We start from the raw sequence: 19,998 nt of genomic DNA on the forward strand, positions 1-19,998 counted from the left end.
CCTGATGGACGGCCTGAAGGCGCGGGGCAGGCGCGGGACCATGGGCGAGCGGTGGTGGTCGCGGCGGTTCATCGACATCCTGGAGAGCATCTGCGACAAGGGCCGGTTGAGCCGGGGGCGCTCCTACGCCCGCGCGGGCAACGTGCTCGATCTCGACATCGCGCCCGGGCTGGTCAGGTCGCGCGTGCAGGGCTCGCGGCCCGAGCCGTACGACGTGGTGATCGAGATCGCGGCGTACGGCGCGGCCGACTGGGAGCGGCTGACGGAGGCGCTGGGCGCCCAGGCGCTCTACCGGGCCAAGCTGCTGGCCGGGGAGATGCCCCGGGAGATCGAGGACGTGTTCAGCGAGTGCGGCCTGCCGCTGTTCCCCTCCTCCAACCAGCAAGACGACGAGCAGGGCCTGGAGATGGAGTGCTCCTGCCCCGACTGGGGCTTCCCGTGCAAGCACCTGTCGGCGGTGCTCTACCTGCTCGCCGAGCGGTTCGACGACGACCCTTTCCTCGTGCTGGCCTGGCGCGGGATGGCCAAGGAGACCCTGCTCGACGACCTCCGCGAGGTCCCCGGCCAGAACACGGAGGATGTGCCGTTCGCCGAACGGCTGGCCGACTTCTACGAGCCGGGCACCTCGCTGGCCCGGCTGAGGAGCCAGACGTCGCAGGCGCCGGCTCCGCCGGAATTGCTGCTGCGGACGCTCGACCCGCCGCCGATCAGGGTGAGGCACATCCCGATCCTCGACCTGCTGCGCCCCGCCTACCGGCGCCTCGGCGATGCGCAAAACCTCACCGATCCAGGAACCCTCACCGATTCAGGAAGCCTCACTGATCCACGAAGTGCTGGGGAACCATCACCCTGACGCCGTTCGGGATGGTCTTGATCACCAGTGGGGTGCGCAGCCGTACCTCGCCGTCGATGTCGGCGGCCATCGGGGGGTCGGTCTCCAGCAGCATCTCCCGGCCGGTGAGGAACGGGCCGCCCGCGAGGCTGCGCCACCGGCCGGTGGTGGCCCGCACGAGGGTCTCGCCGACCAGCCTCAGCCGCTTGCCCGATCCGAGCTGGTAGGCGACGAGGCTGTGGTTGTCGATGCCGGCGTCCCTGGCGATCTGCCAGCCGCCGTGGAAGCGGCCGTTGGCGACGTTGAGCTGGTGAGTCAGCAGTTCGTGGCGCCTGCCGTCCACGGTGATGTACGCGCGGAACGGCCGGTGGCCGGGGAGGATCGTCATGGCGGTCAGCGGGTAGGCGGCCCTGCCGAGCAGCCGTTTGAGCCAGGGGCGGACGGTGCCGGCGACCTCGGCGGAGACTCCGAAACTCGCGAGGTTGGCGAAGGGGCGGTCGCCGCACAGGCCGAGGTCGATGTCGGCGACCTTGCCCGCGGTGAACACGCGGATCGCGCCGGGCAGGTCGAGCGGCAGGCCGAGGCTGCGGGCGAAGTTGTTGGTGGTCCCGAGCGGGAGCACGCCGAGGGCGACGTCCCGGCCGGCGACGTGCCTGATCGAGCTGCTCAGCGTGCCGTCCCCGCCGCCCACGACGAGGAGGTCCGGCTCGGCTGAGAGCGCGCGGAGCAGGGTCTCCCGCAGCCGGCTCGGGTCCGTCACCTGGTGGATCCCGGTCAGGTCGAAACCGGCGGCGCGGAGCAGCCGTAAGACCTCGGCGTAGTGGCGGCGGCCCCGGCGGGACCGGGTGTTCACCACCACGGCGGCCCGCCGTTTGTCGTGGATCGCCGCCGTGTGGTCCGCCTTGCTTCGCATGATCACATGCTAGGCGGGCGCGCCGGATGCCGCGCGCATGGTCGTGCCCGGCGGCCGCTCGGGCCGCCGGGCACGATCACAGTGCTTACTTCTCGCCTACTTCTTGGCTGGGGTGACCTGGACGAGCACGCCCAGGTTGCCGGGCAGCGGGCTGATCAGCTTGAGCTGGACGCCGAGCTGCTTGCCCTCGTCACCCGGGTTGCCGGTGCCGAGGACGCTGCCGATGTCGGCGCCGTACAGCTCCGTGGCCGGGGTGCCGTCCTCGTGGACGACCCGGGTGGTGTACGGCTGGTTGTCCTTGGACGGCACGACCGTGGAGGCGTCGCGCAGCCGGTAGTACAGCTTGCCGTTCCGGGCCTCGATGCCGGGGTACCAGCCCTTGGCGTCGGTGAAGGTCGTCACCGCCGGGAGCTTGCCGAACGAGGTGCAGTACTCCGTGAACGGCTCGCCCTCGAGGCACTCCTTGAACGGGTAGGTGCCGGCGAAGTTGAACGCCGCGTTGGACGACTGCGGGCGGGATGCCAGGTTCTTCAGCGTAGACGGGTCCTTCGCGGCCGCCTCGCCCGTACGGCGGAGCGGGTCGAAGTGCGAGTCCACGATGAGGAGCTGACCCTTCGGCCCCACGGACGGCAGGTCGAAGGTGCTGTCACCGACGACGTTGGTGCCACGGGCGGTGTCGCGGTACCAGACGAGCAGGCCGGGCGCGTTGTACTTGATCTTCTCGACCTTCCAGGCGCCGTCGCGCAGGTAGGTCGTGTCGTAGGCGTACTGCAGGCCCTTGTCGAAGCCGTCGAAGTTGCGCCACTCGGCCAGGTAGTACTGCGCGGCCTGGGTCTGGCCCGGGTGGATCACGAAACCGGCGCCGGAGGTGTCGGTGAAGGTGCCCTTGGTGGCGGTCCACCCGTTGGCGCCGCCCTCGACGTCGTCGCTCCACACCGTCGTCCCGCCGTTGGTCAGCGAGAAGTCGTCGTTGAACCAGCCGCGGCCGACGGTCGCCGCGTCCGTGGCGTACCGGAGGCGGAACTGCACCTGCTTGCCCGCGAACGGGGCGAGATCGACGTAGAGGTGCGCCCAGCCGCCGCTCTCGCCGGTGACGCCGTACTTCTTGTGACCGTAGTCGACCAGGCGGCCGTTGGGGTCGGTGTAGTCGTCACCGGTGGAGGCGAGGGTGCCGTCCTCCTTGTAGACCTTCTGCTCGGTCCAGGTCGCGCCGCCGTCGGCGGAGACCTCGGCGAAGCCGTAGTCCCAGTCCTGCTCGATGCCCCAGTCGCTCCACCACCAGAACTTCTCGTCCGCCCCGGCGGGCACGTCGAGCGTGCGGGTCAGCCGGGTGTCGGCCCAGTTCTGGTCGGCGTTCGACCACCACAGGTTGGAGCCGCTGTGCGGGGTGGACAGGACGACGTGCTTGTCCGGGAGGTTGATCCGGAGGCCGTCCTCGGTGCCCTTGGGCGTGCGGGAGGTCTGGCCGATCGCCACGAGCTTCGCGGCGTCGCCGGGGTTCACGATCTTGGGGTTGGCCCAGCCGAGCACCCACTTGTCCCAGAGGCCCATGTGGGTCGGCAGCGACTGGAAGATCGGCCCGGAGTGGGAGCCGCTGGACATGAGGTCCCAGAAGTCCACGTCGGAGTCGCCGGCGCCGGAGGTGTCGTAGAGGTCCGGCAGGCCGAGGTCGTGGCCGTACTCGTGGGCGAACACGCCCACGCCGGCGTCCTCCGGCTGGAGGATGTAGTTCGAGATCTTCACGTTCGTGCCCGGCACGGTGTAGCCGCCGGTCACGTCGCTGGAGTGGGCCCACAGGGCGAACGTGCCCTGCGCTCCGCCGCCGCCGGACTTGTCCTCACCGGCGTGGATCAGCACGAGGTGGTCGACGACGCCGTCGGGCTCGTCGTAGTTCCCGTCGCCGTCGACGTCGCCGACGTCCTCCTTGTCGTAGTCGGCCCACGGGAACGACGGGTTCTGGGCCGCCAGGGCGTTCACCGCGTCGATCGGGAGCTGGGCCGCGCCGCGCGGGTTGTCCGGGTGGCCGGCCATCTCCTGCGGGTAGGTGCCGCACTTGCCCGCGCCGTACCACGCCTCGGAGTGCGGGACCTTGAGCCAGCCGACCGCCTGGCCGGTGACGGTGTAGGCGCCCTTCGACAGCTCCTCGTACATGTTCTTCATGGTGGAGCCGGAGATGTCGATGCCCTTCTTGCCGTCCCGGGGGTCGGTCAGGTCCGGGCGGACCCGGGTGGTGATCCCCTTGGAGGTGTAGAGCATGTTGTTGTAGTGGGCCGTGTTGAAGTCGGCCACCCACATCGAGTTGTTGTCCTTCCCGCCGCCGGCCACGGTGGCCGGGTTCGGGATGGTGTTGTGCACCGGGCCGTTGAGCTTGGTGCCGGCCGGCTCGGTCACGCAGTCGTCGACGTCGTCGATGCTCTTGGGGTGCGACCAGCCGGAGAAGTCGTCGTCCGCCTTGTCGTTGAACTCGACGAGCAGGGTGAGCAGCTTGGCCGTCTTGGTGGTCCCCGCCTTCTTGTAGATGAAGTCGAAGGGGTTCTTACCGGTCCTGAGGGCCTGCTTCTCGTGCTTGACCAGCTCACGCGCGGCCACGGGGTTGCCGGCGGCGAACTTGTGGTCGATGGCGGTCGCCACCCCGGCGGTGCGCCGGGCCCCCTTGGCCTGCACCTCCTCGTTGTAGGTGGTGACGTCGCCCTGCACACGCGGGGGCGCGAAGTTGATGTAGTGGTCCTTCGCCGAGGGCTGGTAGGACGCCCCGGGGGTGGTCGCGCTCGCGGCGGTGGCGAGTCCTCCCGCCACCAGGCCGACGACCGGCACGATCGCGACAAGACGCCGCAGTTTGCTGGACAACCAGATCCTTCCCCGCCCGGGTTCTCCGGACGCCATGCGAGGACGCGCCGAGATGAGCGCGCAGGCGCGACCTTAAAGAGCAGTTAAAGGGAAGGTAAAGACCGTCCACTGAAGGTTGTCAAAACGTGATGTATCCCGAAAAGATCCGGAACGTACGGTTACCACCCCCTTGCGGCCTGGCCGTACAGTCCAGATGTGAACCTGAAGGACCTCCTCAGCGCGCTGCCCGAGGGTCGGGTGCTGACCGACCCCGACGTGACGGACTCGTACGCGCGCGACCGGACGTTCGCCGAGCCGGGGAAGGCGCTCGGCGTCGTCCTCGCGCAGTCGAGGGACGACGTGGTCACGACGCTGCGCTGGGCGAGCGAGCACCGGGTTCCGGTGGTCCCCAGGGGTGCGGGGACGGGTCTCGCGGGAGGGGCCACCGCCACCGACGGCTCCCTGATCCTCTCGCTGATCAGGATGACGGAGATCCGCGAGCTGTCGCCGCAGGACGAGATCGCGGTCGCCGAACCGGGAGTGATCACCGCCGACCTCGACCGCGCCGCCCGCGAGCACGGGCTGATGTACGCCCCGGACCCGTCGTCCTACGAGATCTCCACGATCGGCGGCAACCTCGCGACCAACGCGGGCGGCCTGCGCTGCGTGAAGTACGGCGTGACCCGCGACTCCACGCTGGGCCTGGAGGTCGTGCTGGCCGACGGCCGGATCCTCAACACCGGGCGGCGGACCATGAAGGGCGTCACCGGATACGACCTGACGGGCCTGTTCGTCGGCTCGGAGGGCACGCTCGGGGTGATCACCGCGGCCACCCTCCGGCTTCGCCGGGTCCCCCGGCAGGTCGCCACGATCGCCGCCGAGTTCACCTCGCTCCGCGACGCCGCCGCCGCGGTGTCGGCGATCATCGCGGCGGGGTGCCAGCCCTCGCTGCTGGAGCTGATGGACCGCACCACCCTCCAGGCCATCGACGACTGGAAGAACATCGGCCTGGAGCCGGAGACCCAGGCCATGCTCATCGCCCAGTCCGAGGGCTCACCGGACGAGATGGCCGCCCTGTGCGGGGCGGCGTCGTTCGTCGCCGAGGCGTCGACGCCCGAGGAGGCCGCCGAGCTGATCGGCGTCCGGCGGCTCGCCTACCAGGCCAAGGAGCGCCTGGGGCAGCTCCTGGTCGAGGACGTCTGTGTGCCCCGGTCGGCGCTGCCCGACATGGTCTCGGCCGTCGAGGCCGCGTCCGCCCGGCACGGTGTGATGATCGCGACCATCGCGCACGCCGGGGACGGCAACCTCCATCCGGTGTTCGTCTTCGACCGGGGGCTGGCCGAGCCGCCGCCGGAGGTCTGGGCCGCCGCCGACGAGGTGTTCCGGGCGGCCCTCGACCTCGGTGGGACGCTGACCGGAGAGCACGGCGTGGGCCTGCTGAAGCGCCGCTGGCTCGGCCTGGAGGCCGGACCAGTCGTCACCGAGCTGCACCACGGCATCAAGCAGGTCTTCGACCCGCTCAACATCCTGAACCCCGGCAAGGCCATCTAACCCCCCCAAAAAAACACCCCGCGTGATCATGCACAGGTTCCCGCCCGGCGCACCGACCTCGCGAAATCTGGTGCGTGATCATGCACAGGTTCCTGCCGAGCGTCTTCACCTCGCGAAATCCCGAGCGTGATCATGCACTGCGGCGCGGTGCCGCACGGCCTGGTGTTGTACGGCGCGGCGCTGTAGTCCCACTGGTACCGTTCTTCCTCACTTGTAGCGATATTTCGGGGAGACGGGGTCACGGTGGAGGATCCGGTCCGGCTGGGGCCGTTCGAACTGCTGGAACGGCTCGGTGAGGGCGGCCAGGGCGTCGTCTACCTCGGGCGCGGCTCGGGCGGCGAGCGGGTGGCCGTCAAGCTGCTGCACACGAGGCTCACGGCCGACCAGGAGGCCAGGAGCCGGTTCCTCCGTGAGGTCGCGCTCGCCCAGCGGGTGGCCCCCTTCTGCACGGCGCCCGTGCTCTACGCCGACCTCGAAGGGAACCAGCCCTACATCGTCAGCGAGTACGTCCCCGGGCCGTCGCTGCGCCAGCTCGTCGACCGGGAGGGCCCGCGCCGGGGCGCCGCCCTCGAACGGCTCGCGATCAGCACGGCCACCGCGCTCGCGGCCATCCACCGGGCCGGGATCACGCACCGGGACTTCAAGCCCGCCAACGTCCTGATGGGCCCCGAAGGGCCGGTCGTCATCGACTTCGGCGTGGCCAAGGCGCTCGACTCGCCGCAGGCGACCGCCACCGGCACGACGATGGGCACGCCGTCCTACTTCGCCCCCGAGTTACTCTCCGGAGGGGACGTCACCGGGGCGGCCGACGTCTTCGCGTGGGGCGTCACCATGGTCTTCGCGGCGTCGGGGCGGCCCGCGTTCGGGGCCGACTCGATCCCCACGGTGATCAACCGCATTCTCAACTCGGAGCCGGACCTCGGCGGCCTGGTCTCGCCCCTCCGCGAGGTCGTGGCCGCCTGCCTGGCCAAGGATCCCGCCCTCCGCCCATCCGCGGACGAGCTGGTCGCCCACCTGACGGGACAGCCCACCGCGCCCGTGCGCAGACCTGCGCCCCCGGCACCGAACAACACGCCGCAGAAGATCGCGCCTCAGAACAACGCGCCTCAGAACAACGCGCCTCAGAACAACGCGCCTCAGAACAACGCGCCTCAGAACAACGCACCGCGGAACAACGCACCGCGGAAGACGACGAACCGGCGGATGCCGGTGGCGGCGGCGGGGGCGGCAGCCGTTGCGCTCGCGCTCACCGCCACGGCCGTGGTGGCCTCCCAGTCGGGCAAGGCCCAGCCCGCCGCCGCGCAGGGCGGCATCGCCACGCCCGGCGCCCCTCAGGGGGCCGCCCAGACGACGCCGAAGACCCACCGGCCCCGGCCCAGCCGCGAGGGGGCTCCCTCGCCGGGCCACTCCCGCAGACCCGAGCGGAGCCCGTCGCCGAAGCCGAGCCGTACCCCCACCCCCAAAGCGACCCCCACACCGAGCCCGACGGCGACGCCGTCCGCGCCGCCCAAGGCGACCCCCACCCCGAAACCGACGCCCAAGCCGACACCCACGCCGACCCCGAAACCCACGCCGACGCCCACCCCCAAGCCGACGCCGACTCCCAAACCGACGCCGAAGCCCAATCCGTACACCGCGACCGGGGTCTGCGGTTCGGGGTTCAAGGTCGTCGACGCGCACGGGTGGAGCGGGGCGGCCACGACCTACCTGCTCTACAACTCCGCGACGGGGAAGAACTGTGTGATCACCCTGTCCAGGTACGTCGTCCCCGGGAAGATCAAGATGGGGGCCGTCCTCCAGGTCAAGGGCGGGGCGAGCGCGAGCCAGTGGGGCGCCTACACCGTCTACGCGGGGCCGCTCCGGCTCGCCGCCGCGGGCAAGTGCGTCATCTGGGGAGGCGGGTACGGCGGGGCGACCTGGAAGAGCGCCTGGTCTCACTGCGGGTAGGCCCGCTAGAGTACCTGACGTGATCGTCAAGTCCGTTACAGAGCGCGGGCTCCGCACGCGGGCCGCCCTGATCAGGGCGGGACGCGAGGCGTTCGAGGAGCAGCCGTACGACAGCGTGCGGGTGGACGACGTGTGCCGGCGGGCGGGGGTCTCGCATGGCACCTTCTACACCTACTTCGACTCCAGGGAGTCCCTGTTCCGCGAGGTGGCGGGCGCGGTCGTCGGCGAGATGTTCTCCGCCAGCGTCGTCGGCCCGGCCGCCCCCGGTGCCCCGTACGCGAGGATCGAGGCGGCCAACCGGCTCTACCTGCGCGCCTGGGCGAGCAACTCTCGCCTGGTCCGCATGCTGGAGCAGGCGGCCACCGCCGACGAGAGCTTCCGCGACCTGCTGCTGGAGCTCCGGGAGGTGTTCGTCCGGCGTGGCGCGGACGGCCTGCGGCGGCTCCAGGAGGAGGGCCTGGCCGATCCGTCGCTCGACCCCCGCCTGACCGCGATCATGCTGGGGGGCATGGTCGAGCACTTCGCCCACGTCTGGCTCGACCTGGGAGAGCGCACCGACGAGGAGACCGCGGTGCGCCTGCTCACCACCCTCTGGGCGCGGGCCATCGAGCTTCCGGAGGGCGGCCCATGAGCGTCTTCAGAAGCAGGCTGGACATCTCCGGCCCCGAATACGCCGCACGCCGGGAGGCCATGCTGGCCAAGCTCGCCGACCTGGACGCCGAGCACGCCAAGGCCGTCGCCGGGGGTGGGCCGAAGTATGTCGACCGGCACCGCGCGCGCGGCAAGCTGCTCGCCCGCGAGCGGATCGAGCTGCTCGTCGACCCGGACTCGCCCTTCCTGGAGCTGTCGCCGCTGGCGGCCTGGGGCACCGACTTCCCGGTGGGCGCGAGCGTGGTCACCGGGATCGGCGTGATCGAGGGCGTCGAGTGCGTGATCACCGCGAACGACCCGACCGTCAGGGGCGGGGCGTCCAACCCGTGGACTCTGCGCAAGACCCTCCGCGCCGCGGACATCGCGCTCCGCAACCGCATGCCGTACGTCAACCTGGTGGAGTCGGGCGGAGCCGACCTGCCGACGCAGAAGGAGATCTTCATCCCGGGCGGCCAGATCTTCCGGGATCTGACCCGCCTGTCCGCCGCCGGCATTCCGACCGTCGCGCTGGTCTTCGGCAACTCGACCGCGGGCGGGGCGTACGTGCCGGGTATGAGCGACTACGTCGTGATGGTGAAGGAGCAGGCGAAGGTGTTCCTCGGCGGGCCGCCGCTGGTGAGGATGGCGACCGGCGAGGAGTCCGACGACGAGTCGCTCGGCGGGGCCGAGATGCACGCCCGGACGTCCGGCCTGGCCGACTACCTCGCCGCCGACGAGCACGACGCCCTCCGGATGGGCCGCCAGATCGTCAGGCGGCTCGGCTGGAGCAAGCCCGGCCGCGCTCCGCTGACGGCGTCGGAACCTCTCTACGACGAGGACGACCTGCTCGGGATCGTGCCGGAGGACCTGAAGATCCCCTTCGACCCGCGCGAGGTCATCGCCAGGGTGGTGGACGGCAGCGACTTCGACGAGTTCAAGCCGCTCTACGGGTCGAGCCTGGTGACCGGCTGGGCGGCGGTCCACGGCCACCCGATCGGGATCCTCGCCAACGCGCGCGGCGTGCTGTTCGGCGAGGAGGCCCAGAAGGCCGCGCAGTTCATCCAGCTCGCGAACCAGTCGCGGACGCCTCTGGTCTTCCTGCAGAACACCACCGGCTACATGGTCGGCAAGGACTACGAGCAGAGCGGGATCATCAAGCACGGCGCCATGATGATCAACGCGGTGTCCAACTCGACGGTCCCGCACCTCACGATCGTCATGGGCGCGTCGTACGGCGCGGGCAACTACGGCATGTGCGGGCGGGCCTACGACCCCCGGTTCCTGTTCGCCTGGCCGAGCGCCAAGTCGGCCGTCATGGGGCCGGCCCAGCTCGCGGGCGTCCTCTCGATCGTGGGCCGGGCCGCCGCCGAGTCGCGCGGCCAGGTCTACGACGAGGAGGCCGACGCGGCGATGCGGCAGATGGTGGAGGCGCAGATCGAGGCCGAGTCCCTGCCGTACTTCCTGTCCGGCAGGCTCTACGACGACGGCGTGATCGACCCCCGCGACACCCGCACCGTCCTCGGGCTCTGCCTGTCGGCGATCGGCAACGCGCCCGTGGCGGACCCCGCGGGCTACGGCGTCTTCCGGATGTGACGCATGATCACGAACGATGTCTTGCCTGGTGGGCGCGGATGTACGGGAATCCGCGCACGATCACGAACAGGGTTGTCGCAGGTCAGCGGTGTGGTACGGGAACCTGTGCATGATCACGCGGGAGGTGGGGGATGATCCGGCGGCTGCTGGTGGCCAACCGGGGAGAGATCGCCCGGCGCGTGTTCCGCACCTCCCGCGAGCTGGGCGTCGAGACCGTCGCCGTCTTCACCGACGCCGACGCGTCCGCGCTCCACGTGGCCGAGGCCGACCATGCCGTACGGCTCGGCGCTCCCCGGGCCTACCTCGACCCCGCGAGGCTTATCGATGCGGCCCGGCAGTCGGGCGCCGACGCGGTGCATCCCGGTTACGGCTTCCTGTCGGAGAACGCCGGCTTCGCCCGGGCGGTCCTGGACGCGGGCCTGACCTGGATCGGGCCCTCCCCCGAGGCCATCGCCGCCATGGGGTCCAAGATCGAGGCCAAAGCGCTGATGGCCGAGGCCGGGGTCCCCGTCCTCCCGAGCGTCACGGTCGCCCCCGGCGAGTCTCCCGGCCTGCCCCTGCCCCTTCTCATCAAGGCGTCGGCCGGGGGAGGCGGGCGCGGCATGCGGATCGTCCGCGACGCCGCCGAGCTGGCGGACGCCGCGGAGTCGGCCCGGCGCGAGGCGCTGTCCGCCTTCGCCGACGGCACCGTGTTCGCCGAGCCGCTGCTGGAGGGCGCCCGGCACATCGAGGTGCAGATCCTCGCCGACGCCCACGGCACCGTCTGGGCCCTGGGCGAGCGCGAATGCTCGATCCAGCGCCGCCACCAGAAGGTCGTGGAGGAGGCCCCCTCCCCCGCCGTCTCCCCCGAGCTGCGCCGGGAGCTGTCCGACGCGGCGATCAGGGCCGCCCGGGCCATCGGTTATGTGGGAGCGGGGACCGTCGAGTTCCTCCTCGGGGAGAGCGGCTTCTTCTTCCTGGAGATGAACACCCGGCTCCAGGTCGAGCATCCGGTGACCGAGCTGGTCTACGGGGTCGACCTCGTCAGGCTCCAGCTGGAGATCGCCGAGGGCGCCCAGCTCGCCGCGCTGCCGCCGAGCCCGGTGGGCCACGCGATCGAGGTCCGCCTCTACGCCGAGGACCCCGCCCAGGGGTGGCGTCCGCAGAGCGGCGTCCTGCGCCGCTTCGAGATCCCCGGCGTCGACGGCGAGTTCACGCTCGGCGGCCGCCTGCGGCTCGACTCCGGCGTGGTCTCGGGAGACGAGGTGGGCGTCCACTACGACCCCATGCTGGCCAAGGTCATCGCCTTCGGGGAGACCCGCGCCGAGGCCGCGCGCAAGCTGGCCACCGCGCTCGCGGGGGCCAGAATCCACGGGCTCACGACCAACCGCGACCTGCTGGTGACCGTGCTGCGGCATCCGGAGTTCCTGTCGGGAGCGCTCGACACAGGTTTCCTCGACCGCCACGCGGCGACGGCCCCGCTCGCCGGGGCCGACGCCGTACGGCTGTCCGCGCTCGCGGCGGCGCTGGCGGGAGCGGCGGCGAACCGCGCCGGGGCGCGCGTCCTCGCCGGGCTGCCCAGCGGCTGGCGCAACGTCGTCTCCCAGCCGCAGCGGACGGCCTTCCGGACCGAGGGAGGCGACCTTCTGGAGATCGGCTACCGGCTCACCCGCGACGGCCTGTCGGCCGAAGTCTCCGGCGAGGTGCCCGGCGGGGTCTCCGGCGAGGGCTTCGACGGTGTGACGCTGGTGTCGTCCGCGCCGGACCTCGTGGTGCTGGAGACCGGGGGCGTCCGGCGGGCGTTCGCGGTGGCGGCCTACCCCGGCCACCCAGGGGCCGTTCACGTCGACTCGCCGCTCGGCCCCGTGCGGCTCACGCCGGTCGACCGGCTGCCGGAGCCGGTGGAGCAGGTCGTGCCGGGATCGCTGCTGGCCCCCATGCCGGGCACGGTCCTGCGGGTGGAGATCAAGCAGGGCGACACGGTGGCCGCAGGGCAGCCGGTCGTCGTGCTGGAGGCCATGAAGATGGAGCATCAGATCGTGTCGTCCGCGTCGGGGGCGGTGTCCGCCCTGAACGTCACGCCGGGCCAGCAGGTCGAGGCGGGAGCCGTACTGGCCGTGATCGAGGCCTCAGCGGTCATCGGGGGCACAGTGGTCGGAGGCGCAGTCGCTGAAGGCCCAACCATCGAGGGCCCAGTGGTGGAGGGCACAGTGGTCGAAGGCCCAGTGGTCGAGGGCGCGGTCATCGAAGGGGCGGCCGCGGAGGGAGCCGAGGGAAGGGGAAGCGAGGAATGACCGGGCAACTCGTGCGGCACGAGGAGGCGGGGGGCGTCGCGACGATCACGCTCGACTCGCCGCAGAACCGGAACGCGCTGTCCGCCGGGCTGCTCCGGGAGCTGGACGAGGCGCTGACCTGGGCGCTGGGCGAGCCCGGCGTGCGGGTGATCGTGCTGACCGGCGCCGGCCCAGTCTTCTGCGCCGGGGCGGACCTCAAGGAGCCGAAGGCCGCCCAGGTCACCACCGCCTTCCCCGACATCCTCAGCCTCATCTGGGAGAGCCCGAAGCCGGTGGTCTGCCGGCTGAACGGCACGGCCCGCGCGGGCGGCCTCGGCCTCGTGGCGGCGTGCGACTTCGCCGTCGCCCCCGAGACGGCGTCGTTCGCGTTCACGGAGGTGCGGCTGGGCGTGGCACCCGCGATGATCGCGGTGACCTGCCTGCGGCGGCTCGACCCCCGCGCGGCGGCGGAGTATTTCCTGACGGGTGAGGTCTTCACCGCCCGGCGGGCCGCGGAGATCGGCCTGCTGACGCGCGCCGTGCCGGACGAGGACCTCGACGCCATCGTCGCGCACTACACCGGCATGCTGCTGCGCGGCGGCCCCGAGGCGCTCGCGATCACCAAGCGGCTCGTCCGCGAGGTGCCGGCGATGCCGGTCGAGGAGGGTTTGCGCCGGATGGCGGCCCTGTCGGCCGAGCGCTTCACCTCCGAGGAGGGTCAGGAGGGCATCCGCGCCTTCATGGAGAAGCGACCCCCCACCTGGGTCCCGGGCGACGCGTCATGACGCTGCGTGTCGCCAACTGCAGCGGCTTCTACGGCGACCGCCTGTCGGCGGCCCGTGAGATGGTCGAGGGCGGGCCGATCGACGTGCTGACCGGCGACTGGCTGGCCGAGCTGACCATGCTGATCCTCGCGGGGAACCGGCTGAAGGGCCGCCCCGGCTACGCCACGACCTTTCTCACCCAGATGGAGCAGGTCCTCGGCGCGTGCCTCGACCGGGGCATCAAGATCGTCTCCAATGCGGGCGGGCTCGACCCGGTGGCCTGCGCGGGCGCGGTGTCGGAGCTGGCGGACCGGCTCGGGCTGCGGGCGAGCGTCGCCCACGTGACCGGCGACGACCTGATGCCTCTCACCACGCCGCCGGTCAACCTGGACACCGGCGAGACGCTGGACGCCACGCCCCTCACCGCCAACGCCTACCTCGGCGGGCGGCCGATCGCGGTCGCGCTGGAGCACGGAGCCGACGTCGTCGTCACCGGCCGGGTGACCGACGCCGCGCTGGTGACGGGCCCCGGCATCTGGCGGTACGGCTGGCAGGCCGGCGACCTCGACGCCCTGGCAGGCTCGGTGGTGGCCGGGCACGTCATCGAGTGCGGCTGCCAGGCGACCGGCGGCAACTACGCGTTCTTCCGCGAGGTGCCCGACCTCGCGCACTGCGGCTTCCCGATCGCCGAGTTGCACCCCGACGGGTCGAGCGTGATCACCAAGCATCCCGGCACGGGCGGGCTGGTGTCAGTCGGCACGGTAACGGCCCAGCTCCTCTATGAGATCGGCTCGCCGCGCTATCTGGGGCCCGACGTGACGGCCCGGTTCGACACCATCCGGCTGGAGCAGGAGGGCCCCGACCGGGTGCGCGTCTCCGGCGTGCGCGGGGAGCCCCCGCCGGACACTCTGAAGATCGCCGTCAACTACCTCGGCGGCTATCGGAACACGATGACGCTCGTGCTCACCGGCCTCGACATCGAGGCTAAGGCGCTGGCCGCCGAGGAGGCGATCTGGGCCCGCGTGCCGAGGGACTCCTTCGACCAGGTCCACGTGGAGCTGACGCCCCTGGGCGCGGCCCGGCTCGAAGGGACGGCGGGGCCGGGCGAGACCACGGGATCGGGCGGGACGGCCCTGCTGCGGATCACCGTGATGGACGCCGACCGGCGGAAGGCCGGGCGGGCGTTCTCGTCGGCCGTCGTGGAGACCGGGCTCGCCGGTTACCCCGGGTTCTACGGCCTGACTCCCCCGGGCGACGCGTCGCCCTACGGCGTCTACTGGCCGTCGCTCGTGGACGCGAGAGCCGTACAGGCCGTGGTGACCGTGAACGGCGAGCGGATCGAGGTGGCGCGGGCCACCGCCCCTACCGGGGCCGAGGTCCCGGAGCCGCAGGAGCCTCCGGCGTACCCGCCCGCCCCCGTGGGCGACGGCGATCCGGCTCTCACTGGGAACTCGGCTTCAACGGGGGGCTGGGCGGCCGGGCGGATGCTGCCGCTCGGGACGGTCGCGGGCGCCCGGTCCGGTGACAAGGGCGGCAACGCCAACGTGGGCGTCTGGGTCCGTACGGCGGAGCAGTACGCCTGGCTGGCCGCGTTCCTCACGGCCGACCGGCTGCGGGAGCTGCTGCCCGAGACCGGCGACCTGGTGATCGAGCGGTTCGCCCTGCCGAACCTGCTCGCGCTCAACTTCGTCGTCCACGGGATTCTTGGCAGAGGCGTGGCCGCCAGCCCGCTTCTCGATGCCCAGGCGAAGGCCCTCGGCGAGCGGTTGCGGGCGGCTCCGGTGCCCATTCCCGTCTTTTCTGAGGATATTTCACACGATCGCACCACATGAGAAACATGAGTGCCCCTACCATTGCGCGCAATTGCTATGGAAGGGGACAGCGATGCGACTGCGGTTTCTGGGCTCGACCTCGGAGGCTGGGGCATGCCCCTCCCTCTACGAGACCGATCGCGGCACGATCGTCGTGCAGGGCCTGGAGCTGGCCGACGTCCAGGCAAGGGCCGACCTGCTACACGTGCTCGACGGCGAAACCGCCGTCGAGGTGCCGCGGGAGCTCCTCGTCGAGATCGCCAGGCGTGTGCTCGACTGATCACATTAGGGACTTCCCTATGGCTTGATCCATCGCCACTCGTCTACCTTTGAGCGCACCACGGCCGGAGGTAGCAGTGAGTAGTTTCCAGCAGGCCCGCATCGACCTGGGAGCCCAGCTGCGGCAGTTGCGGGAGAACGCTCACCTGTCCGGGAAAGACCTCGCCGAGCGCCTCGGCTGGCAGCCGTCCAAGGTCTCGCGCATCGAGAACGCCCGGCAGACCGCGACCGAGGACGACGTGGTCGTGTGGGCCCAGGCCGTGAGGGTCGGCCCGGAGACGGTCGACGGCCTGATCGCGCAGGCGGCCGGGCTGCTGGAGCGGCAGGACTCGTGGCGGCAGCGGCACAAGAGCGGCCTCGCCGCGCTCCAGGAGGACATCCGCGACCTGGAGTCACGGACGAAGCTGTTCCGGGTGTTCGAGCCCGGCGTGGTGATCGGGCTGCTCCAGACCGCCGAATACGCCCGTCACATCTTCAGCAAGGTCCGCCGGCTGTACGAGACGACCGACGACATCGACGCCGCGATCCGGGTCCGGATGCAGCGGCAGGAGATCCTGTACGACCCGTCCCGCCGGTTCCGGTTCATCATGCCGGAGGCCGTGCTGCGCTACCGGCTCGCGCCGCCCGACGTCATGCGGGGCCAGCTCGACCGGTTACTCGCCGTCACGACGCTGCCAAACGTCGAGTTCGGAATCCTCCCCTTCGAGGCGCCCCTGCCCGCCGCGCTGGTGAACGGATTCTGGATCTACAACGACTCCATGGTGGGGGTGGCGACCAGAACCAAGGACCTGGTGCTCCGCGACCCCGACGACGTGGCCTTCTACGCCCACGCGTTCGAGGAGTTCTGCGAGGTGGCGGCCCACAGCGACGCGGCCAGGGCAGTGATCGTCCGCGTCCTCGACGACTACGCGAGACAATCGCCCGGCTAATCGCGGCAATTGCTTGAACAGCGCTCCGGCGGCATGCAATCCTGTCCCTCTGAACGGGAGGTGACGGGCGATGGTCGACACGGTTTCCGGCATCCAGGAGTTCGCCTCCGCCACGCGCCGGCACATCGACCTCTCGGTTCGCGTAATGGGCGGCAGCCCTCCCAGAGTCCAGGTCCGCAACCGCTTCAGCGAGACCCTGAGCGAGACGGTCACCTGCTCCGCCGACGGCGCGTTCGTCACCTCGTGGGGCTACCGGCTCGGGACGGTGGAGAGCGTCCAGGACGCCGCCGACCGGCTGGCCTACCTCATGGCCGCTCTCCCCGCCTGACCGCCGTCAGCCCCGAGCCCGTTACTGCGAGCCCGTCACTTCGAGCCCGTCACTTCGAGCCCGTCACTTCGAGCCCTTCGAGTCCGTCACTCGGGCGTGTCACTTGCCGAGCACCGTCTGCAGGTCCATGACGTGGTCCTGTGTCTGCTGGAGCAGCGGTCGCAGCGCTTCGCCCACGTCGAGCAGGCCCAGCTCCTTCGCCTGCTCGACCCGCTCGCGGTAACGGCGCAACTGCTCCTGCTCCAACTCCAGGTCGAGCTGGAGCGCCGCCGCGCCGTCTGTCGCGACCGGCACCTCCGGCACTCTCACGCTGGGAACTCCGCCGAGGAAGTCGATCTGCTCGGCGAGCGTGGTCGCGTGGGTCAGCTCCTGGCCCAGGTGCTTCTTCAGCTCCTCGATGATCGACAGGTACTCCGCGCCCTTGATCGTCGCCGCGTGCTGGACGTACTGCACGATCGAGCGGTACTCGCTTTCCAGGTCCTCGTTCAGGAGGGCGATGAAAGCCTGCTGGTCCATGGTCATCATCCTTCCGCTTCGGCAGGCTTCTCGTCGTACCCCCGGATGTGGCCCTCGAACGCGTAGCCCCCCGAACGTGCGCCATGAGAATCAGGTGAGAACGGCCATCGCGGCGTTGTGACCCGGGATTCCGCTGACCCCGCCGCCGCGCCGGGCGCCCGCCCCACAGAGCAGGATCCGCTCGTGCGCCGTCTCGACGCCCCACGGCCCCGCTGCGGTCGGCCCCGCTCCCGCCGGCCCCGCTCCGGCCGGCTCGGCGAACGGCCAGGACAGGTCGCGGTGGAAGATGTGCCCGCCCGGCAGCCCGGCCTCCCTCTCGAGGTCGGCGGGCGTCTTGGCCTCCAGGCACGGCTCCCCTGAAGGGGCGCGCAGCAGACAGCCCTCGATCGGGTCGGCGAGGACGCTGTCGATCGACGCGATCGTACGGCGCAGCGCCTCCCGTTTGGCCTCCGGATCGCGGAAGAGCCTGGCCGGCATGTGCAGCCCGAACAGCGTCATGGTCTGCGCGCCGGACTCCCGGAGCGACGGCCCGAGGATCGACGGGTCGGTGAGCGAATGGCAGTAGACCTCGGCGGGCGGCAGATCGGGGATCCGTCCGGCGGACGCCTGGGCGTACGCGGCGGCGAGCTGGTCGCGGCCCTCGTTGATGTGGAACGTGCCGCTGAACGCCTCCGCCGGATCCACCGAAGGGTCCTTGAGACGGGGCAGCCGCGACAGCACCATGTTGATCTTGAGCTGGGCGCCCTCCGGGGCCTCCGCGGGCTCACCGAGCAGCCGGGCGAGCACTGCCGGCGGGAGGTTGGCCAGGACCCGGTCGCCCGTGACGACGTGCTCTGCGCCGTCGGTGAAGGTCACCTCGCCGCTGCCGGGATCGATCGCCAGAACTTCGGCGCCGGTGCGGATCTCGGCGCCGTGCCGTACGGCGATCTCGGCGAGGCCGGTGGTGACAGCGCCCATTCCGCCGACGGGGACGTTCCAGTCCCCGGTGCCGTCGCCGATGACGTGGTAGAGGAAGCACCGGTTGGCCAGGAGGTCGGCCGCCGGGTCGGCGAAGGTGCCGATGAGCGCGTCCGTGAGCACGACTCCCCGGACCGTGTCGTCGGCGAACCGTTCGTCCACGGCCTGTCCGATGGGCCGCTCGAAGAGGTCGCGCCACGCCACGTCGTCCCCCACGATGTCGCGCAGCGCCGCACGATCCCTGAGGGGTTCGAGGAGTGTGGGGGCGACGCGGCGGGCCACGCGGGCCGTCATCGCGTAGAAGCGTTCCCAGGCGTCGAGGTCCCCACGACCTCCGGTCACCGCGGCGAACGAGGCCGCCGTACGGCCGGCGTCGCCGTTGTCGACGAGCAGCCCCGTGTCCCCGACGGGGGTGTAGGAGGCGAAGCGGCGATGGCGCAACTCCAGGCCGAGACCGAGGTCCTTGACGATTTTGGTGGGAAGCAGGCTGACGAGGTAGGAGTATCGGGACAGCCGGGCGTCGACGCCGGGGAAGGGCTGGGCGGAGACGGCGAGGCCGCCGACGTGGCCGAGCCGTTCGAGGACGAGCACCCGGCGCCCGGCCTTCGCCAGGTAGGCGGCGGCGACCAGGCCGTTGTGCCCGGCGCCGGCGATCACGACGTCGTAGCGCGTCACGGGCGGAAGAGGGGCTCAAGCACCTCAAATGACACCATGGCGGGCACAATATCCCGAAGCGGACATCTTCCGTCAACCCCACACAGGAGAGTTATGCGCACATCCGATGAGGTCGCCGACGCCCTCGCCGACGGCAGGCCGGTCGTGGCCCTGGAGTCCACCATTATCTCCCATGGGCTGCCGCAGCCCCGCAACCTCCAGGTGGCCCTGGAGCTGGAGGAGATCGTCCGGCAGGCGGGAGCCGTACCGGCCACGATCGCGGTCCTCGACGGCGTCCCGCGTATCGGCCTCGACAAGGGCGGCCTGGACCGGATCGCGACCGAGCCGGGCCTGCGCAAGCTCGGCTTCCGCGACCTCGCGCCCGCCTCGGCCCTCGGGCTGAGCGGCGCGACGACCGTGTCCGCCACCTCGTTCCTGGCGGCCAGGGCGGGCGTCCGGGTCTTCGCGACCGGAGGGCTCGGAGGCGTCCACCGCGGCTGGACCACCGTGCAGGACGAGTCGGCCGACCTCGACACGCTCAGCCGTACGAGGATCACGGTCGTCTGCGCGGGCGTGAAGTCGATCCTGGATGTGCCGGCGACGCTGCAACGGCTGGAGACCCGGCAGGTCACGGTCGTCGGCTACCGTACGGACCACTTCCCCGGCTTTTACCTGCACACCTCCGGCGAGCCGGTCGACTGGCGCATCGAGACCCCGCGCGAGGCGGCCGGGATCATGCGCGCTCAGGACGCGCTCGGCGGCCCGGAGACGGCACTGATCGTCGCCAACCCGGTGCCCGTGACGGAGCAGCTCGACCCCGCCCTTCACGACAGGGTGCTGGCAGAGGCGCTCCAGGCCGCCGAGGACCAGGGCGTGACCGGGCAGGCCATCACGCCGTTCCTCCTCGAATATCTGGTCAACGGCACCGGGGGCGCGTCGCTGGAGGCGAATCTGGCCGCCGTCAGAGGAAACACCCGTCTCGCCGCCGAGATCGCGGCATCCTGGGTCCAGGAGAAGTAGCCGGGAGACGGGCCGGTGCGGCGTCGGGGTCCGGCGGCCCTCGGGAGGACGAAAGAGTGGAAAAAATCGTCTTCCGGGCCGCCCACCTGGGCGCCTGCCCCCGCCGAGGCCTGGGAACTTTACCCTATTGACACCAATTGATAGCTTGCGGCGTAAGCTGCACCACTAGCAACATCCGTCACTCTCAGGAGGGTGC

The 19,998-nt window shown here is 71.1% G+C and carries 16 protein-coding genes; 12 read left to right on the plus strand and 4 right to left on the minus strand.

The genetic code is table 11. From position 1 onward, the window contains the following. Window positions 1-4: 4 nt before the first annotated feature. Window positions 5-853, plus strand: a complete 849-nt coding sequence (locus tag N5079_RS03720; protein WP_261581955.1) for an SWIM zinc finger family protein — start codon at window positions 5-7, stop codon at window positions 851-853. Here N5079_RS03720 and N5079_RS03725 read toward each other — a convergent pair. Together N5079_RS03725 and N5079_RS03730 are read right to left on the minus strand one after the other, a co-directional pair. Further along, entirely contained in the window at window positions 816-1,745 is a 930-nt protein-coding gene (locus N5079_RS03725) for a diacylglycerol/lipid kinase family protein (RefSeq protein ID WP_261581956.1), read from the minus strand. The two genes, N5079_RS03720 and N5079_RS03725, sit on opposite strands and share 38 nt — an antisense overlap. A 96-nt stretch (window positions 1,746-1,841) precedes the next feature. Then, on the minus strand, window positions 1,842-4,592 hold the full coding sequence (locus N5079_RS03730) for an immune inhibitor A (RefSeq protein WP_261581957.1): 2,751 nt from the start codon (window positions 4,590-4,592) through the stop codon (window positions 1,842-1,844). A 195-nt stretch (window positions 4,593-4,787) separates the two neighbouring features. Here N5079_RS03730 and N5079_RS03735 point away from each other — a divergent pair, with 195 nt between their 5' ends. From N5079_RS03735 to N5079_RS03780, 10 genes are all read left to right on the plus strand, one after another. After that, on the plus strand, window positions 4,788-6,122 hold the full coding sequence (locus N5079_RS03735) for an FAD-binding oxidoreductase (RefSeq protein WP_261581958.1): 1,335 nt from the start codon (window positions 4,788-4,790) through the stop codon (window positions 6,120-6,122). A 243-nt stretch (window positions 6,123-6,365) separates the two neighbouring features. Further along, window positions 6,366-8,069: a serine/threonine-protein kinase gene (locus N5079_RS03740; protein ID WP_261581959.1), complete on the plus strand. Its 1,704-nt coding sequence runs from the start codon at window positions 6,366-6,368 to the stop codon at window positions 8,067-8,069. Between the two features lie 19 nt (window positions 8,070-8,088). After that, window positions 8,089-8,700 carry a TetR/AcrR family transcriptional regulator gene (locus N5079_RS03745; RefSeq protein WP_261581960.1) on the plus strand — a complete coding sequence of 204 codons (612 nt, stop codon included), beginning with the start codon at window positions 8,089-8,091 and terminating at the stop codon, window positions 8,698-8,700. Continuing rightward, a complete protein-coding gene (locus tag N5079_RS03750; protein WP_261581961.1) occupies window positions 8,697-10,292 on the plus strand; it encodes an acyl-CoA carboxylase subunit beta in 1,596 nt (531 codons plus the stop codon). Before N5079_RS03745 ends, N5079_RS03750 begins: the two co-directional genes overlap by 4 nt. A gap of 131 nt (window positions 10,293-10,423) precedes the next feature. Further along, window positions 10,424-12,565, plus strand: coding sequence for a biotin carboxylase N-terminal domain-containing protein (locus N5079_RS03755; RefSeq protein WP_261581962.1), 2,142 nt, complete (start codon window positions 10,424-10,426; stop codon window positions 12,563-12,565). Then, the gene (locus N5079_RS03760) at window positions 12,562-13,329 is read left to right on the plus strand and encodes an enoyl-CoA hydratase-related protein (protein WP_261581963.1); all 768 of its coding nucleotides are present in this window, start codon (window positions 12,562-12,564) and stop codon (window positions 13,327-13,329) included. Before N5079_RS03755 ends, N5079_RS03760 begins: the two co-directional genes overlap by 4 nt. Then, on the plus strand, window positions 13,326-15,140 hold the full coding sequence (locus N5079_RS03765; protein WP_261581964.1) for an acyclic terpene utilization AtuA family protein: 1,815 nt from the start codon (window positions 13,326-13,328) through the stop codon (window positions 15,138-15,140). The genes N5079_RS03760 and N5079_RS03765 overlap by 4 nt, the downstream gene beginning before the upstream one ends. Window positions 15,141-15,192: 52 nt before the next feature. Then, complete coding sequence (locus N5079_RS03770) at window positions 15,193-15,399, plus strand: hypothetical protein (RefSeq protein WP_261581965.1); 207 nt, start codon at window positions 15,193-15,195, stop codon at window positions 15,397-15,399. A 76-nt stretch (window positions 15,400-15,475) separates the two neighbouring features. Further along, window positions 15,476-16,327 (plus strand): helix-turn-helix domain-containing protein, encoded by an 852-nt coding sequence (locus tag N5079_RS03775; RefSeq protein ID WP_261581966.1) that lies wholly within the window; start codon window positions 15,476-15,478, stop codon window positions 16,325-16,327. Between the two features lie 70 nt (window positions 16,328-16,397). Further along, window positions 16,398-16,655 (plus strand): hypothetical protein, encoded by a 258-nt coding sequence (locus N5079_RS03780; protein WP_261581967.1) that lies wholly within the window; start codon window positions 16,398-16,400, stop codon window positions 16,653-16,655. Window positions 16,656-16,754: 99 nt separating this feature from the next. Here the strand turns inward: N5079_RS03780 and N5079_RS03785 are convergent, their stop codons facing one another. After that, a complete protein-coding gene (locus tag N5079_RS03785) occupies window positions 16,755-17,171 on the minus strand; it encodes a bacterioferritin (protein ID WP_261581968.1) in 417 nt (138 codons plus the stop codon). Window positions 17,172-17,261: 90 nt separating this feature from the next. After that, complete coding sequence (locus N5079_RS03790) at window positions 17,262-18,803, minus strand: phytoene desaturase family protein (RefSeq protein WP_261581969.1); 1,542 nt, start codon at window positions 18,801-18,803, stop codon at window positions 17,262-17,264. Between the two features lie 93 nt (window positions 18,804-18,896). Between N5079_RS03790 and N5079_RS03795 the strand changes: the two genes are divergently transcribed. After that, entirely contained in the window at window positions 18,897-19,802 is a 906-nt protein-coding gene (locus tag N5079_RS03795) for a pseudouridine-5'-phosphate glycosidase (protein WP_261581970.1), read from the plus strand. Window positions 19,803-19,998 lie beyond the last annotated feature (196 nt).

Source organism: Planotetraspora sp. A-T 1434 (assembly GCF_025420585.1).
Lineage (GTDB): Bacteria > Actinomycetota > Actinomycetes > Streptosporangiales > Streptosporangiaceae > JAOEGB01.